This window comes from Rhodococcus sp. NPDC057014 (genome assembly GCF_042673295.1).
Taxonomy (GTDB): Bacteria; Actinomycetota; Actinomycetes; order Mycobacteriales; family Mycobacteriaceae; genus Rhodococcus_F.
On sequence record NZ_JBHUSF010000067.1, the window covers coordinates 17,952 to 34,269 of the forward strand.

Below are 16,318 nucleotides of genomic sequence, written 5' to 3' on the forward strand. Positions count from 1 at the left end.
TCATGACCACCATCGCTGTCGTCGGTGCCACCGGACAGGTCGGCATCGTCATGCGCACCCTCCTCGAGGAACGCAACTTCCCCGCGGACAAGGTGCGGTTCTTCGCCTCCGCGCGGTCGGCGGGCAAGAAGCTGCCGTTCCGCGGCGAGGAGATCGTCGTCGAGGACGCGTCCGCGACGTCCGACGAGGACCTGAAGGGCATCGACATCGCCCTGTTCTCGGCCGGTGCCACGCTGTCCCGTGAGCAGGCCCCGCGCTTCGCGGCGGCCGGCGCCACCGTCGTCGACAACTCCTCGGCGTTCCGCAAGGACCCCGACGTGCCGTTGGTCGTCAGTGAGGTGAACCCGGAGCAGGCGAAGAACCCGCCGAAGGGCATCATCGCCAACCCCAACTGCACCACGATGGCCGCGATGCCGGTGCTGAAGGTCCTGCACGACGAGGCCGGACTGCAGCGTCTCATCGTGTCGAGCTACCAGGCGGTCTCCGGCAGCGGCATCGCCGGTGTCGAGGAGTTGGTTGGCCAGGCCCGCGCCGTCATCGGCGACGCGGAGAAGCTGGTCCACGACGGCAGCGCCGTCGACTTCCCGGCCCCGAACAAGTACGTCGCGCCGATCGCGTTCAACGTGCTGCCGTTGGCCGGCTCCATCGTCGACGACGGCAGCGGTGAGACGGACGAGGACCAGAAGCTCCGCAACGAGAGCCGCAAGATCCTCGGCCTGCCCGACCTGCTGGTGTCGGGCACATGTGTCCGCGTCCCCGTGATCACGGGCCACTCGTTGTCGATCAACGCCGAGTTCGAGCGTCCGCTGTCGGTGGAACGCGCGCAGGAGATCCTGTCGAAGGCTCCCGGTGTGCAACTGGTCGATGTCCCCACCCCGCTCCAGGCCGCGGGCAGCGACCCGTCGCTCGTCGGGCGGATCCGTCAGGATCCGGGTGTTCCGGAGGGTCGCGGGCTCGCACTGTTCGTGTCCGGCGACAATCTGCGTAAGGGTGCCGCCCTCAACACCATTCAGATCGCCGAACTGCTCGTCTAGCTCCCCCCACGTGAGTGGCAAAGTGTGCTCCCGCACGCTTTGCCACTCACGTGTCGGTTGCGGGTGGATACTGGGCCGATGAGAGTGCTCGGGGCTGCGGTGGCGGCGGTTCTGCTGCTGCTCACCGGCGCGGCCGAGGTCTCCGCGCAGCCGCCCGGGATCCTGCTGACGCAGGAGCAGCTGCCCCCCGGTACGGTCCCCGCCCAGGCGGGTGACAGCGTTCGGGTGCGGTACTCCACCCTCCGTACCTCGACCGCGACCGGTGAATCGACCGGATCGGTCTTCCTTCCCCGCGGCGACCCGCCCGCCGGCGGCTGGCCGGTGGTGTCCTACGCCCACGGCACCGTCGGCGTCGCCGATCAGTGCGCACCGTCCGTCGCCGGGTTCAACTACGTCGAACTGCCCGCGATCGAGCAGTGGCTCGCCGCCGGGTACGCCGTCGCGGCAACGGATTACGCGGGAATCGGCACATCGGGTGTCAACGCCTATCTGGACGGTCCGGCGGCCGCCGCGAACGCTGTCGACGTCGTCCTGGCCGCACACGAGGTTTACGGCGACGTGCTCGCCGACCGGTGGATCGTCACCGGACTGTCGCAGGGCGGGCAGGCGACCTACTTCGCCGCCCGCGAGGCCACCACCCGGGCACCCGCGCTCGACTTCCGGGGAGCCGTCGCCGTGGCCGCGCCGACCCACCTCGAGCAGCTCTTCCCGGCCGCGGGTCCCGCGGTTCCGGCGCTGCCGACCACCGGAATCGTGAACTACACGCTGCTGACCCTCGCCGGTATCGACGACCAGCGTCCCGAGGTCGGCATCCGGCGCTACCTGTCGCCGACGGGACTCGACCTGATGGAGTTCGCGAAGGTGACGTGCAGCCGCGAACTCGGCCGGTACCTGCTCGCCCACCCCACGTCGGTCGGGGACCTGTTCGCGGCGCCGCTGTGGAACGACCAGTTCCGGGAGCTGTTCCGGGAGATGCAGCAGGTGCCCGTCGACGGTTTCGACCGTCTCCTGCGGGTGGTGCACAGCCTGTCCGACGCGTCGGTGCCGATTCCGTTGACGTGGGCGCAGCTCGCCGAGATGCGGCAGCACGGGGTGGATGTCGAATTCCAGCAACTCGTCGGTGAGGACCATCGCGGGTCGCTGATGGCGTCCATGCCGGGGTCCCTCGCGTTCGCCGCGCGCGTCCTGTCCCCCATGTGAGTGGCAAAGCGTCCCCGAGCACGCTTTGCCACTCACCTCACCCGGGACGTGCGAGGCGGACACGGGCGCCCGACCCTACGGTTCGGACATGGGCTCAGTCATCGGAGAACTGTTACCGCTCGCTGTTGGTGTCGCGATCTCGCCGATCCCGATCATCGCCGTCATCCTGATGCTGCTGTCGAAGCGTGCGGGCGGGGCGAGCGCGGGCTTCGGTGTCGGCTGGATCCTCGGCATCGTCGTCGCGACAGGGATCTTCGTGCTCCTCGCCGGCAGGGTCGACACGTCCGACTCCGACGGCCCTTCCGCGACGGCGTCGTGGGTGAAACTCGTTCTGGGTGTGCTGCTGCTCCTGCTCGCGGGACGGCAGTGGCGAAGTCGCAACGCCGACGCGGAACCCCCGAAGTGGATGCAGGCCATCGACGACCTGAATTTCGTGAAGTCCATGGGACTCGGATTCGCGCTGGCGGCGATCAATCCCAAGAACCTGCTGCTCTGCGTGTCCGCGGGCGTCGGGATCGGCACCGCGGGTGTCAGCGGCGCTGAGCAGGTGGTGGCCCTGGTGGTGTACACCGTGCTGGCCGGGTCGACGGTCCTCGTCCCGGTGATCGCCTACGCCGTGGCCGCCGACAGGATGCGCGGGACCCTCGACAGCCTCAAGGTCTGGCTGCAGTCCAACAATGCGGCCGTGATGAGCGTGCTGCTACTCGTGATGGGGGCCGTCGTTCTCGGTAAGGGACTCGGCGGCCTGTTCTGACGCGGCGGCGTCCGGTCCGCGCAGGTAGCGCCCGACGTAGCCCTCGTCGAGCGCGATGGCCTTGACGATCACCGCGGACCCCACGATCACGACGGACAGGACGAACAACCAGCTGATCGCGGTGAATACCAGGCCGAGCGGCCCGAATTGGTGTTGCGCGGCGGCGGTGATCCGGGGCAGGACGAGGCGTCCGCCGACGTGGAGGACGGTGAGCGCGGCGGCGGTCAGCATCCCCGTCGCCCAGAGCACGCGACCCTTGAGGGTGCCGATCGTCAACAGATACGGGCTGAGGGTCCACACGGCCATCCACACCGCGAACTCCCCGGCGACTGCGAGAGGTGGCCCGATGAACCGGACGTTCGTGAGCTCGCTGGCCAGGCCGATCGCCGTCCCCGACAGCGCGACGGCGAACAGGACGACGAGCCACCGCCAGGCGTCTCGGAGGTTGATCGACGGGACGTTCCAGATCTTGCCGTAGATCCGGGCGAGGGCCCGCGCGAAGGACGTGCCGCTGATCGCGATCATCAGCAGGCCGACGACCCCGAACGCGGCGAAGGAGGGGTTGGTGGTGTCGACGTCACCGGACGTCAGTTCCGTGGGGTCGAACCCGAACTGGGTCTTGATGGTGCTTGCGGTCACGTTCCAACTGCTCAGCGTCGATGCCGCGATCATCACGGGCAGCACGGACGTGAAGATCCTGGCGGCGAGCGTCATCGACCGGTCGACGAGTTCGATCTCGATCAACCCGTCGATGACGCGTCGAACCGTGCGGCCGGGAGGGGTGCCCTGCAACCAGCCGTTGGCCGTTTCGGTGCGCGCGGCCAGAGCTTCCCTGGCCAGCGCCACAGACAATTTCGTCGACCGCACACCTCGAGCGAACTCCGATCGGGCCCGCTTGTCATCATCCGCGTCAGGTGAGAAGCCCCGTCACGGGCGTCGGATGCACCGGAACCCGATGTGGCAGGTCGACGTCTCCTCGGTGTCACCCTGCCGGGCCGAGGGCCGGTAGCGGAGGCAGTAGTTGGGAGCGCAGAGATGCGAGCCGCCCTTGATCACGCGGCGCGCGTACGGCTCGTGTGGGTCCGGGGCGACGGAGGTGTCGATGCGAGGGTTCGCCGGAATGCAGCAGGAACTCGCCGGTGCCACGTTCTTGCCGCCCGCGGAGTGGTCTGCGGTGAAGTGGTCGCTGGTCCATTCCCACACGTTGCCGGCCATGTCGTCGAGTCCGTAACCGTTGGACCGGAAATGGCCGACCGGCGACGTCCCGGCGAAGCCGTCCTCGAGCAGGTTCTCCCACGGGAACCGCCCCTGCCACACGTTTCCGCCGGGCCTGCCGCCCGGTTCGTGCTCGTCACCCCACACGAACGGTTTCCGGTCCAGGCCGCCGCGGGCGGCGAACTCCCATTCGGCCTCGGTCGGCAGATCCTTGCCCGCCCACTCCGCGTACGCGCGGGCGTCGAACCACGACACGTGTGTGACGGGATGGCGTTCACGTCCACCGACGTTGCTGGCCGGACCCTCGGGGTGCCGCCAGTCCGCGCCCGGTGTGAACGACCACCAGCGGGTGAAGTCGTCGAGGGGCACGGGGCCGGGGGTCGGGGTGAACACCAGCGAACCGGGCACGAGCAACGCCGGATCCGCGCCGGGGTACTGCGCGGGGTCGGGGGCGATCTCGGCGGTCGTGACGTGGCCGGTGTCCTTCACGAACCGCCGGAACTCGGCGACGGTGACCTGGTGCGAGTCCATCCAGAACCCGTCGACCGTCACCTGGTGGACGGGGCGTTCCTCGGGGTAGAAGTCCTCCGAACCCATCCAGAAGGTGCCCCCGGGGATCCATGCCATGTTCTTCGGCACTGCACGAGTCATGGGGTCAGACTCGCACGACGGCGGCCGCCGTGCGACGATGCGCCCGTAAACCGGGTGCGAGCGCCGACGGGTGGGGTAGCGTCGGCTACTCGAGTCGGCTATTCCAGTCGCAGCGCTGGTCGCATCATGCAGGGGGCTCCACCGTATGGATGGACGAATTCCGCGTAGGTCGTTCGTGCGTGGTCTGGCTCTGACGGCCGGACTCGGCGCCGTCGGAGCGGGATCGGCGAGCGCTTATCCCTTCGGGATCGATCCGCTGCAGCCGTTCGTCTTCTCCTCGCCGCCGCTGCAGCCGTTCCGGGAACAGTTGCCGCCGTTGTCGATGCTGGGCGGTAGCGCCGTCGAGGTGCACGCGAGCAGCACGACGCACGCGTTCCACCCCGACCTCCCTGCCTCGCCCGCCCTCGGCTACGGGGGAATGGACTACCTGGGCCCGACGATCGAAGCGCACGTCGGCGAAGGGACGTCACTGACCTACCGCAACGACATCACGAGCAACCCCCTCGCCGCCGACGTCGACACTCGGATCCACGGCGTGAGCGAGCAGGACCGCACCCAGGTGCCGACGTCGCTGCACCTGCACGGCGGCCGGACGCCCCCCGAGTTCGACGGACATCCCGAGGACACGATGCGCCCGGGGCAGGGGATGGTGCACGAGTTCCCGAATCGGCAGGACGCCTGCGCGCTGTGGTATCACGACCACGCGATGGGCGTCACCCGGCTCAACATCTATGCCGGGCTGGCGGGCATGTACCTGCTGCGCGACGAGTACGACACCGGTCAGACCGGCAATCCGCTCGGTCTGCCCGCGGGCGAGTTCGAACTGCCGCTGGTGTTGCAGGACAAGAACTTCACCGACGACGGACGGCAGAGCGTCCGCTCCAATCCGCTGAATCCGCAGGGCAGCTGGGAAGCCGCCACCCCCGGTGACGTGGGGGTGGTGAACGGCAAGGTGTGGCCGGAGATGCCGGTGGCGCGGGGGCTGTACCGGCTGCGGATGGTGAACGCCGCGTCGTTCAGCGTGTGGAATCTGTTCTTCGAGAACCGGATGAGGTTCTGGGTGATCGGCGCCGAGGGCGGGCTGCTCGACGCGCCCGTCCCCACCGACCACGTCCGCCTCGGACCGGGGGAGCGGGTGGACCTCCTCGTCGACTTCGGGTCCCTCGCCCCCGGGACGACGGTGGAACTGCGCAACGACGAGCCGATTCCGGCGCAGGTCGCGCAGCGCGGCGTGCAGATCATGCCGCGGTTCTGCCGGTTCCGGGTCGGGACGGCCGCCGGCTTCACCGGCGGAGTACCGGAGACACTGCGGGGCGGAAACCGTGGTCTCGCCGTGCTGCCGCCCGTCGCCCGGCCGTCGGTGGTCCGCAACGTGTCGGTGATGCAGCTCGCGCAGGGTCTGGGTCAGCCGTCGCCGCTGATGTCGCTGAACAACCTGCGCTACACGACCGACGACATCGAGATGCCCCGCCAGGGGACCGTCGAGCAGTGGAACATCGTCAACGTCACGCCCGAACCGCATCCGATCCACCTGCATCTGGTGACGTTCCGGGTGATCGGACGGCAGGCGATCGACACGAACGCCCTGATGCAGGCCGTCCCGGTACCCGCGGTCGGGGTGCGGTGGACGCCGTCGGCGGACCCGTTCGTTCTCGGGCCGAACCTGGCGCCGCAGGTGTGGGAGTCCGGGTTCAAGGACACCGTGATCGCGGATGCGAACTCGATCACCCGGATCATCGTCCGGTTCCCGACGGCGGACGAACTCGGCTTCGACCCGGACGCCACGTTCGGGATGTCGGCGGCGCACACGATGGATCACTCGGGTGGCGGCCACATGGAGTCGTCGTCGCATCCGCTGCAGGGGTACGTGTGGCACTGCCACATGCTCGACCACGAGGACCACGACATGATGCTGCGGTACCGCCTCGTGCCCTGAGACCTGTGAGTACTTGTTAACCGCCCGCCGTTAACAAGTACTCACAGGTGCATTTACAAGCAGTCTGGACTGTTTTCTTTTTTCCGCCTACAGTGCTGGGTGTGACACCTGACACAGCAGTAGCCAAAACGACCCGCACACAGGCCGAGCGGACCGCGGCGATGCGCACGAAGCTGCTCGACGCGGCCGTCGACTCCCTGGTCGAACTCGGCTACGCCCGCACCACGACGCAGGGCATCGCGCGCCGGGCCGGGGTGTCGCGCGGCGCGCAGTTGCACCACTTCCCGACCAAGGAGTCGCTGGTGGTGGCCGCGGTGGAGCATCTCGTGGACAAGCGGATGGAGGAGATCCTCGCCGCCGAAGTGGATGCCGGCCGCGGGATCGAGGTGCTCGCCGACGCCTTCTCCGGACCGCTGTTCTACGCGGCCCTCGAACTGTGGGTGGCCGCCCGCACCGACCCGGCCCTGTTCGAGGCGACGGTCCCGCTGGAGCGGAAGGTCACCGAGGCGCTGCGTCGCGGGTCTGCGGAGGTGTTCGGCGATCGGTTCGACTCCGACGCCATCGAGCTCAGTATCGAATTGGTTCGCGGTCTGGCGGTGTCGGCACTGTTCCGCACCCCCGAGGCCGAACAGTCACTACGCGCGCGGCTGTTGCCCGTGTGGGAATCGAAGGTGGAGAAGTCGTGAATCTTCCGCAGCACGTACACACCCTGATCGTGGGGGCGGGTTTCGCGGGCATGGGCCTGGCGGCGCGCATCCTGCAGACGCAGCCGCAGGCCGACGTCCTGATCGTCGAGCGCGGCGACGACGTCGGCGGCACGTGGCGCGACAACACGTACCCGGGGTGCGCATGCGACGTCCCGACCTCGCTGTACTCGTACTCGTTCGCCCCCAGCGCCGACTGGAGTCACACGTTCGCCCGTCAGCCGGAGATCCACCGCTACCTGAAGAAGGTCGCGGCCGACACCGGTGTCCGGTCCCGGGTGGTCACCGAGTGTGAACTGCAGGAGGCGCACTGGGACGACGACGCGGCCGTGTGGACGGTCCGGACGAGCCGTGGAATGCTGACGGCCGACGTCGTGGTGGCCGCGACCGGTGCGCTGTCGACGCCCAGCGTTCCGGACATGCCCGGGCTGGACACCTTCGGCGGCACCACGTTCCATTCGGCGACGTGGAATCACGACCACGACCTCACCGGTGAACGCGTGGCCGTCATCGGCACCGGCGCGTCGGCGGTGCAGTTCGTGCCCGAGATCGCGCCGGTCGCCGGGCACCTCACCGTGTTCCAGCGCACGCCCGCCTGGGTGATCCCGCGACTCGACCGTGCACTGCCTGACTCCGAGAAGGCCCTGTACCGGCGACTGCCGTTGGTGCAGAAGGCAGTCCGCGGTTCGGTGTACAGCTTCCGGGAAGCCCTGGGCGGGGTGCTCGCCCACGCCACCGGACTGCTGCCGGTGTTCGAGGCGGTGGCCCGGGTGCACCTCCGCCGGCAGGTGCGCGATCCCGAACTGCGCCGCAAGCTCACACCGAACTTCACGATCGGTTGCAAGCGGATGCTGCTGTCGAACGACTGGCTCCGGACCCTCGACCGTCCCGACGTCACGCTCGTCGACGCCGGACTCGCCGGGGTGACGGCGGACGGCGTCGTCGACGCGGTGGGCAATGAGCACAAGGTCGACACCATCATTTTCGCGACCGGGTTCACACCGACGGAACCGGCGGTGGCGCACGCGTTGCGCGGTGCGAACGGCCGCACCCTCGCCGAGCACTGGGCCGGGAGCCCGAGCGCGTACAAGGGGACTACCGTCGCCGGGTTCCCCAACCTGTTCCTGATGTACGGGCCCAACACCAATCTCGGTCACAGCTCCATCGTCTACATGCTCGAATCGCAGTCCGCGTACATCGCCGACGCGTTGACGGCGATGCACCACAACGGAATCGCCGCGTTCGAGGTCACCGAGGAGGCGCAGCGCCGATACAACACCCGCATCCAGTCCGAACTACAGACCACCGTCTGGAACAAGGGCGGCTGCTCGAGCTGGTACTACGACTCCGAGGGCCGGAACTCCGTCCAGTGGCCGACGTTCACCTGGAAGTTCCGCTCGCAGTTGCAGCGCTTCGACCGGGAGAACTACGTCTCCCGGCGCAGGGCGGCGAAGGAGATCGTCGCGTGACGCACTACGACGTGGCCGTCGTCGGCTCCGGTTTCGGCGGCAGCGTCGCGGCGCTCCGGCTCACCGAGAAGGGGTACCGGGTCGGCGTTCTCGAGGCGGGCAGGCGCTTCGCCGACGACGAACTGCCCGAGACGAGCTGGCGGTTGCGACGCTACCTGTGGGCGCCCTGGCTGGGCTGCTACGGCGTGCAACGGATCCACCTCCTCCCCGACGTCCTGGTCATGGCCGGCGCCGGGGTCGGTGGCGGTTCGCTGAACTACGCGAACACGCTGTATCAGCCGCCGCGCCGCTTCTTCGAGGACCGGCAGTGGGCGCACATCACCGACTGGCAATCGGAGCTGGCCCCGTACTACGAGCAGGCGAAGCGGATGCTCGGGGTGACGACCAATCCGTCGTTCACTCCCGCCGACACCGTCATGCGGGAGGTCGCCGAGGAGATGGGCGCCGGTGCGACGTTCACGTCCACACCGGTGGGTGTCTTCTTCGGCGAGCCGGGGTCGCGGGTGGCCGACCCGTTTTTCGGCGGTGCGGGTCCCGACCGCACGGGGTGCACCGAGTGCGGGAGTTGCATGACGGGTTGCCGTGTGGGAGCGAAGAACACGCTCGTCAAGAATTACCTCCACCTCGCGGAGAAGGCGGGCGCCCGGGTCCATCCGCTGACGACGGTGAAGGAGTTGCGCCCGCGGCCGGGTGGCGGTTACGCGTTGCGGACCCGCCGCACCGACGGAATCCGCAGGCGGGAGCGCACGTTCACCGCCGACCAGGTAGTGGTCGCCGCGGGCACGTACGGCACCGCCCGGCTGCTGCTGGCGATGAAGGAATCCGGTGCGCTGCCACGGTTGTCGCCGAGGCTGGGATCGGTGGTGCGCACCAACTCGGAGGCGGTGCTCGCGGCAACGGCCCGGAACCGCGACACCGACTTCACGAAAGGCGTGGCGATTACGTCCTCGTTCCACCCGGACGACCACACCCACATCGAGCCGGTGCGGTACGGCAAGGGCAGCAACGCGATCGGACTCTTGCAGACCGTCCTCAGCGACGGCGGTGGCCGGACGCCCCGGCTGCTGAAAACGGTGGGCGTCGCGCTGCGCCGGCCCGGGGCGTTCGCCCGCAGCCTGTCGGTGCGGCACTGGTCGGAGCGCACCGTGATCGCGCTCGTGATGCAGACGGACGACAATTCGCTCGAGCTGGCCAGGGGGAAGGGCCGACTCGGGCGCGCGGTCACCAGCCGTCCGGGTCCCGGAGATCCGCCGCCCGAATGGATCCCGCAGGGACACAAGGCCATCAGGAAGGTGGCCGCGCGGATCGGGGGAGACCCCGGCGGCTCGATCGCCGACGTCGTGAACATTCCGATGACCGCGCATTTCCTCGGGGGGTGCGCCATCGGGGACTCGCCGGACGCCGGGGTCGTCGACCCGTACCTGCGCGCGTACGGACACGACGGGCTGCACGTGGCCGACGGGTCGGTGGTGAGCGCGAACCTCGGCGTCAACCCGTCGCTCACCATCACCGCCCAGGCCGAGCGCGCATTCGCGCTGTGGCCCAACAAGGGTGAGACCGACACCCGGCCCGAACCGGGCAAGCCATACGTACGTATCGCACCGTCACCGCCCCGGAATCCGGTGGTGCCCGCCGACGCGCCGGGCGCACTGCGGCTTCCGCTGACGGTCGTGAACCGAAGGGAGACGGTCGATGTGGAGCGTGCCTGAATCGACCACCGAACGCACCGACTGGCCCGAGAGCTCACCGCCCCCGTGGCCTGCGACCGTCCGCGCGACGCTGTGGTGGCACCGCAGCACCGCGGCCGCCCGAGCCCTGGGCCCGGACGGCGCCACCGTCCCGATGACCCTCGCGATGATGGTCGACTATCTCGACTCACCCGTCGGCCCCTATCGGGAAATCCTCGCCAGCCCGGTGCTTCGCGCGCCGGGACGTCGCATCGGTGTCCTGCCGCGCATGGCGGTCCCGTTCATCGCCGTGGATTCGGAACCCTCCGTGCATGGTGGACGCGCACACTGGAGGCTGCCCAAGGTGCCGGCCGACTTCGACGGCGACGTGCACGGTGACTTCGCGGCGTCGTCCGGGGCGTGGCGCGTCACCACGCGCACCCGGCCGCGCGGACCGCGGCTTCCGATCGCCGGGGCGCTGGGGTTCGCGCAACCGGGTGACGACGGTCGCGGTCTCGTGACGGCGTCCGCGCGGCTCCGCGGCCACTTCCGGTACGCCCGCGTGGACGTGGCGGCCGGCGGTCCCACGCTCGCCGACTGGCTGGCGCCGGGAACGCATCACGGCATCGTGATCACGGACGGCCGGATGACCACCGGTCCCGCGCGTAGGCGCTGACACCCGGGGGGCGCTATGCGATCTCCGCGGCGACGCCGGCGAGGCGGGGCAACACGGTGTCGCGCCAGCCCGGACCCATCCGCTCGAACGCGTGGCGGCTGCGCTTGTCGTCGAGGTCGAAGCCCGAGTGGTCGAGGAACAGGCGCGTGCCGGCACCCTCGGGAACGAGGCGCCACACCAGCGTCCAGTTCTCGGTGAACGTGTAGACGAAGCGCCGTTCGAGCTCGACCTCGACCACTTCGCAGGGGACGGCGCCCCAGCCGGGCATGTCGAGGTGGAACCGGTGCCCGACGGTCGCGGCGATGTCGCCCGCGGCCCACCAGCGGGCGAGCAGATCCGGCTCGGTGAGGGCGCGCCACACTTTGGCGGGCGGTGCGGCGATGAACTGGTCGACGGAGATCCGGGTGGTGGTGCGGTCGGTCACGAGTCCTCCTCGAGGAAGTCGGCGAGTGTGCGCAGGCGGTGACGCCAGAACCGCTCGAACGGGTGCAGCCAGTCGCCGACGTCGGCGAGCGGCTCGGCGGTGAGGTGGTAGTGCCGCTGCCGTCCGGACGGTTCGTCGCGGACGAGTCCGGCTCGGCGCAGCACCTGTAGATGCTCCGCCACCGCGGGGCGGCTGAGGTCGAACCGGCCCGCGAGGTCCCCGGCGGTGAGCGGTCCGTCCACCAGGATTTCCAGCAGACGCCGTCGCACCGGGTTGGCGAGGGCGAGGAAGACGTCGTCGTCGGGCACGGGACGAGCTTATGTCGGAGATTTCCGACATGTCAACCGTCTCCGACGCGTCCTTTTCTTGACTAATTCCAAAAAGACGCGATACTGGAATGCATGCAACACGACACGGATCCCACAGCGCAGCTGCGCGGCGTGGGCCTCCGTGTCACCGCACCACGTGTTGCAGTGTTGAATGCGGTTGCCGTACGACCGCATTCCGACGTCGACGACATCGCAGCCGTAGTTCGCGAAGAGCTGGGATCGGTCTCCACCCAGGCGGTATACGACGTCCTCAAGGCGTGCACCGCCGCCGGTCTGCTCAGACGTATCGAACCCGCGGGATCGCCCGCACGGTTCGAAACCCGTACCGGAGACAACCACCACCACCTCGTGTGCCGCAGCTGCGGGACCGTCGTGGACGTGGACTGCGCCGTCGGCGAGGCACCGTGCCTCGACCCCTCGCAGGCCCACGGATTCGAGATCGACGAAGCCGAGGTCGTCTTCTGGGGGCTCTGTTCCCAGTGTCAGACCGACGCGCAGAGCGAAACCGGGTCGGCAGCAGCCCTGTCCTGACCCGGGTTCGTCTCCGCCGATACACCCTCACCCGATTGCAACCTGGAGGCTTTGCCATGCCTGAAACACAGCGCGCGACCACCACCAACGCCGGGATTCCCGTCGCCAGCGACAACGAGTCGCTCACCGCCGGGGCTCAGGGCCCCATCCTGCTGCACGACCACTACCTCGTCGAGAAGCTCGCGCAGTTCAACCGCGAGCGCGTCCCGGAGCGCGTCGTCCACGCCAAGGGTGCCGGCGCGTTCGGCGAACTGGTCGTCACCCACGACGTGAGCCGGTACACGAAGGCCACGCTGTTTCAGCCCGGCGCGAAGACCGAATCGCTGGTGCGTTTCTCCACCGTCGCAGGCGAGCAGGGCAGCCCCGACACCTGGCGCGACCCGCGCGGATTCGCCGTGAAGTTCTACACCGAGGACGGCAACTACGACCTCGTCGGCAACAACACGCCCGTCTTCTTCATCAAGGACCCGATCAAGTTCCCCGACTTCATCCACTCGCAGAAGCGCCTGCCCGGATCCGGTCTGCGCGACCACAACATGCAGTGGGACTTCTGGACGCTGCGGCCCGAGTCCGCGCACCAGGTGACGTGGCTGATGGGTGACCGCGGCATCCCGAAGACGTGGCGGCACATGGACGGCTTCGGCTCGCACACGTACCAGTGGGTGAACGCCGACGGCGAGCGGTTCTGGGTGAAGTACCACTTCAAGACCGACCAGGGCATCGAGTTCCTCACCCAGGACGAGGCCGACACCCTCGCGGGCACCGACCCCGACCATCACCGCGCCGACCTGTACGACACGATCGCTCGCGGCGAGTTCCCCAGTTGGACGCTGAAGGTCCAGGTCATGCCCGTGGACGAGGCCGAGGGCTACCGGTTCAACCCGTTCGACCTCACCAAGGTGTGGTCGCAGAAGGACTACCCGCTGATCGAGGTCGGCAAGTGGACCCTCAACCGGAACCCCGACAACTTCTTCGCCCAGATCGAGCAGGCGTCGTTCGAACCGTCGAATGTCGTTCCGGGAATCGGCTTCTCACCCGACAAGATGCTGCTGGGGCGGGTCTTCTCCTACGCGGACGCGCACCGGTACCGCATCGGCGCCAACTACGCGCAGCTGCCGGTCAACGCCCCGAAGAACCAGGTGAACTCCTACTCGCAGGACGGCGCGATGCGGTACGCCACCAATTCGCCCGAGACCCCGGTGTACGCGCCGAACTCGTACGGCGGCCCGCACGCCGACGCGTCGCTCGCGGGCGACGAAGGCCTCTGGGCGTTCGACGGCGAGTCCGTGCGCGCCGGTTACGTCGAGCACGCCGAGGACGGCGACTTCACGCAGGCGGGCACCCTCGTCCGCGAGGTCCTGGGCGACGACGAACGCGACCGTCTGGTGAACAACATCGTCGGCCACGCACTCGGCGGGGTCAGCGAACCGGTTCTGTTGCGGGTGTTCGACTACTGGAAGAGCGTCGACCCCGACCTGGGCAAGCGAGTGGAAATCGGTGTCCGGGAAGGGCAGAGCCGGAGCTGATGTCGGTGGTGGGGCACGCTCAGAGCAGGCCCCACCAATAGATCAGCAACGCGAGAACGAATACCACCACAGTTTCCACGACGACCCTCCTTCGCCCGGCTGCACGCACCGCACGATTCCATCATCCCCCATGCCCTTCGGGCCCGTGAGTACTTCTCAACCGCCGGCGGTTAACAAGTACTCACAGGTGTGTGACGGGTGTGTCGGATGTTGTTGCTAGGTTGAGCGGTGTCAGGACACCGGCTCGGATGACCGTGTCCCGAGTCGGGGTCGAAAGGTGCTGTCTTCCATGGTGATGGGTCCCACCCACGCAATGTCCGGTGCGGCTGTCGGTCTGGCGGTGGCGGATCTGCTGCCGCTCGACTGGGGTGGGCCCACATCCACCGCCGAGACGTTCACGTTCGCGGCGGTGTGCGCCGGGGCGGCACTGCTCCCGGACCTCGACACGAGCCAGTCGACGGTGTCGCGTTCGTTCGGTCCGGTCAGCAGTGTCGTCGCGAAGGGCGTCGACGCGGTGTCGCTGGGTTTCTACACGATCACCAAGGGCAAACGCGACGGCAAGCGGCGCGGGGGGCACCGCACGCTCACCCACACCGCTCTGTTCGCGGCCGGCATCGGGGCGGGAGTGTCCGCGCTCGTCGTCCAGTTCGGCAAGCCCGCCATCATCGCGACGTTGTTCGTCTGTCTCGGCCTCGCCCTGCGCGGGCTGGCCGGTGAGCTGGCCAAAGAAAAAGGCTGGCTGGCGGTTTCGGCGGTCGCCGCGGTGCTGTCCGCGCTCACCTGGCAGTCGTATCCCACCGAGGCCGGCTCGACCGGGCTCGGCGTCGCGGTGGCCCTCGGTTGCGCGACCCACTGCCTCGGGGACGCCATCACCAAGGAGGGCGTCCCCTTCCTCGCGCCGTTCCTCACGCTCGGCAAGGAACGGTGGTGGGAGTTCCGGCTCCCGTCGTTCCTGTCGATCCGGGCGGGCGGGCCGTTCGAGAAGGTCGTGCTCGGGCCCGCCCTGACGGTGGCCGTGGGGCTCATGGTCATCTGGGCCATCGACGGTGCGCCGCAGGCAATCTACGACGCCTTCATGCCCGCGCCGAAGTAACGGGAGTGACTCAGCCGGCTCAGGCGGCGAGCATCCTCTCGAGGTCGTCGAGGACGAGCATCGCCCCGGTCGGTCCGAGTGCGAGGAACCAGGTCTCGTCGCTGACGTGCACGGACTTGCCGTCCTTCACCGCCTGCATCTGGTTCCACAATGGGCCGCCGACCACGGTCGACTCGTCGGTGGTCTCGGGTGCGCCGTAGCTGGAGTAGAAGATCCGGTCGGCGTCCGCCTCGCCGATCGTCTCCTGGCTGACCTCGACGGCGAGTTCGTCGACGTTCTGCACCGTCGGGCGCGGGAGCCCGACGTCCTGCAGGATGACGCCGATGAACGACAGGTTGCCGTAGAGGCGGATCTTGCCGGACATGAACCGGACCAGCGAGATCGTCGGCTCGCCGGTGATGGACTCCCGGACCTCGTCCGCGCGGGTCTGGTAGGCGTTGAGCACTCCCTCCGCCTTCGTCTCCTCGCCGAGGGCGTCCGCGACGAGCAGGAAGTTCTCCTTCCACGGGAAGCCGGGGCGGATGCCGAACACGGTCGGTGCGATCGACGACAGCTGCGGGTACAGCTTGTCGGCGCGCAGCTTGCTGCCCAGGATCAGATCGGGCTGCAGTGCGGAGATCGCCTCGAGGTTCAGGTTGTTGGTCGTCCCCACGTCCGGCACCCCGGCGAGCTTGTCGGCCAGGTAGGTCGGCTGACCGGCGGCGCTCTCCGGGCTGGCCAGTCCGACGGGCGTGATTCCCAGGGACAGCACGTCGTCGAGTTCGCCGCCGTCGAGGACGATCACCCGTTCGGGCTTCTTCTCGATGACGGTTGCGCCGAGCGCGTGGGTGATGGTGCGGGGGAAGACGCCCGGGTCGGTGTCGGTGCCGAGTTTGGCGGTCTCGGCGTCCGCCGTGGCGAACAGGCGGCCGCCGGTGGCGACGTCGGTGTTGCCGGCGGTCGAACCGGTGTCCGTGGTGCCGCAGGCGGCGAGAAAGACGCTGGCCAGGGCGACCAGCCCGGCGCGTACGTAGAGCCTCGATGACATGAGGTGAGGCTAGCCTGAGGTTCTGGAGGAGTGGTCGCGGGGTCCGGCAACCGGACGACGCCCTCACCACGCAGAAGAGGCC

General features: G+C 68.7%; 16 protein-coding genes. 11 read left to right on the forward strand and 5 right to left on the reverse strand.

All coding sequences use genetic code 11. From position 1 onward, the window contains the following. Positions 1-2: 2 nt before the first annotated feature. From ACFTZB_RS15930 to ACFTZB_RS15940, 3 genes are all read left to right on the forward strand, one after another. Positions 3-1,034, forward strand: a complete 1,032-nt coding sequence (locus tag ACFTZB_RS15930) for an aspartate-semialdehyde dehydrogenase (RefSeq protein ID WP_095862940.1) — start codon at positions 3-5, stop codon at positions 1,032-1,034. A 78-nt stretch (positions 1,035-1,112) separates the two neighbouring features. Then, positions 1,113-2,234 (forward strand): alpha/beta hydrolase family protein, encoded by a 1,122-nt coding sequence (locus ACFTZB_RS15935; RefSeq protein ID WP_378432816.1) that lies wholly within the window; start codon positions 1,113-1,115, stop codon positions 2,232-2,234. An 88-nt stretch (positions 2,235-2,322) separates the two neighbouring features. After that, positions 2,323-2,988 (forward strand): GAP family protein, encoded by a 666-nt coding sequence (locus ACFTZB_RS15940; RefSeq protein ID WP_378432818.1) that lies wholly within the window; start codon positions 2,323-2,325, stop codon positions 2,986-2,988. On the opposite strand, the gene ACFTZB_RS15945 is transcribed toward ACFTZB_RS15940, so the two are convergent. Then, positions 2,935-3,834: a hypothetical protein gene (locus ACFTZB_RS15945; protein ID WP_378432820.1), complete on the reverse strand. Its 900-nt coding sequence runs from the start codon at positions 3,832-3,834 to the stop codon at positions 2,935-2,937. The genes ACFTZB_RS15940 and ACFTZB_RS15945 overlap by 54 nt on opposite strands. Positions 3,835-3,915: 81 nt before the next feature. Beyond that, positions 3,916-4,854, reverse strand: a complete 939-nt coding sequence (locus ACFTZB_RS15950; protein ID WP_378432822.1) for a formylglycine-generating enzyme family protein — start codon at positions 4,852-4,854, stop codon at positions 3,916-3,918. A 145-nt stretch (positions 4,855-4,999) separates the two neighbouring features. Here ACFTZB_RS15950 and ACFTZB_RS15955 point away from each other — a divergent pair, with 145 nt between their 5' ends. From ACFTZB_RS15955 to ACFTZB_RS15975, 5 genes are all read left to right on the forward strand, one after another. Continuing rightward, positions 5,000-6,790 carry a multicopper oxidase family protein gene (locus ACFTZB_RS15955; protein ID WP_378432824.1) on the forward strand — a complete coding sequence of 597 codons (1,791 nt, stop codon included), beginning with the start codon at positions 5,000-5,002 and terminating at the stop codon, positions 6,788-6,790. Positions 6,791-6,882: 92 nt separating this feature from the next. Then, the gene (locus ACFTZB_RS15960) at positions 6,883-7,476 is read left to right on the forward strand and encodes a TetR/AcrR family transcriptional regulator (RefSeq protein WP_378432826.1); all 594 of its coding nucleotides are present in this window, start codon (positions 6,883-6,885) and stop codon (positions 7,474-7,476) included. Then, entirely contained in the window at positions 7,473-8,963 is a 1,491-nt protein-coding gene (locus tag ACFTZB_RS15965; RefSeq protein WP_378432828.1) for a flavin-containing monooxygenase, read from the forward strand. The genes ACFTZB_RS15960 and ACFTZB_RS15965 overlap by 4 nt, the downstream gene beginning before the upstream one ends. Continuing rightward, positions 8,960-10,672 carry an FAD-dependent oxidoreductase gene (locus ACFTZB_RS15970; protein WP_378432830.1) on the forward strand — a complete coding sequence of 571 codons (1,713 nt, stop codon included), beginning with the start codon at positions 8,960-8,962 and terminating at the stop codon, positions 10,670-10,672. The genes ACFTZB_RS15965 and ACFTZB_RS15970 overlap by 4 nt, the downstream gene beginning before the upstream one ends. Next, positions 10,656-11,306 (forward strand): hypothetical protein, encoded by a 651-nt coding sequence (locus ACFTZB_RS15975; RefSeq protein WP_378432832.1) that lies wholly within the window; start codon positions 10,656-10,658, stop codon positions 11,304-11,306. Before ACFTZB_RS15970 ends, ACFTZB_RS15975 begins: the two co-directional genes overlap by 17 nt. 13 nt (positions 11,307-11,319) lie before the next feature. Here the strand turns inward: ACFTZB_RS15975 and ACFTZB_RS15980 are convergent, their stop codons facing one another. Together ACFTZB_RS15980 and ACFTZB_RS15985 are read right to left on the reverse strand one after the other, a co-directional pair. Continuing rightward, positions 11,320-11,730: an SRPBCC domain-containing protein gene (locus ACFTZB_RS15980; RefSeq protein ID WP_378432834.1), complete on the reverse strand. Its 411-nt coding sequence runs from the start codon at positions 11,728-11,730 to the stop codon at positions 11,320-11,322. Continuing rightward, positions 11,727-12,038, reverse strand: a complete 312-nt coding sequence (locus ACFTZB_RS15985; RefSeq protein ID WP_124390287.1) for a helix-turn-helix transcriptional regulator — start codon at positions 12,036-12,038, stop codon at positions 11,727-11,729. Before ACFTZB_RS15985 ends, ACFTZB_RS15980 begins: the two co-directional genes overlap by 4 nt. A 93-nt stretch (positions 12,039-12,131) precedes the next feature. On the opposite strand from ACFTZB_RS15985, the gene ACFTZB_RS15990 reads away from it, so the two are divergent. From ACFTZB_RS15990 to ACFTZB_RS16000, 3 genes are all read left to right on the forward strand, one after another. Further along, positions 12,132-12,590 (forward strand): Fur family transcriptional regulator, encoded by a 459-nt coding sequence (locus ACFTZB_RS15990; RefSeq protein WP_378432837.1) that lies wholly within the window; start codon positions 12,132-12,134, stop codon positions 12,588-12,590. A gap of 56 nt (positions 12,591-12,646) precedes the next feature. Next, on the forward strand, positions 12,647-14,116 hold the full coding sequence (locus tag ACFTZB_RS15995; RefSeq protein ID WP_378432838.1) for a catalase: 1,470 nt from the start codon (positions 12,647-12,649) through the stop codon (positions 14,114-14,116). 289 nt (positions 14,117-14,405) lie between these two features. Beyond that, on the forward strand, positions 14,406-15,209 hold the full coding sequence (locus tag ACFTZB_RS16000; protein WP_378432841.1) for a metal-dependent hydrolase: 804 nt from the start codon (positions 14,406-14,408) through the stop codon (positions 15,207-15,209). Between the two features lie 19 nt (positions 15,210-15,228). Here the strand turns inward: ACFTZB_RS16000 and ACFTZB_RS16005 are convergent, their stop codons facing one another. Then, positions 15,229-16,236, reverse strand: coding sequence for an ABC transporter substrate-binding protein (locus ACFTZB_RS16005; protein WP_378432843.1), 1,008 nt, complete (start codon positions 16,234-16,236; stop codon positions 15,229-15,231). Between the last annotated feature and the right edge of the window lie 82 nt (positions 16,237-16,318).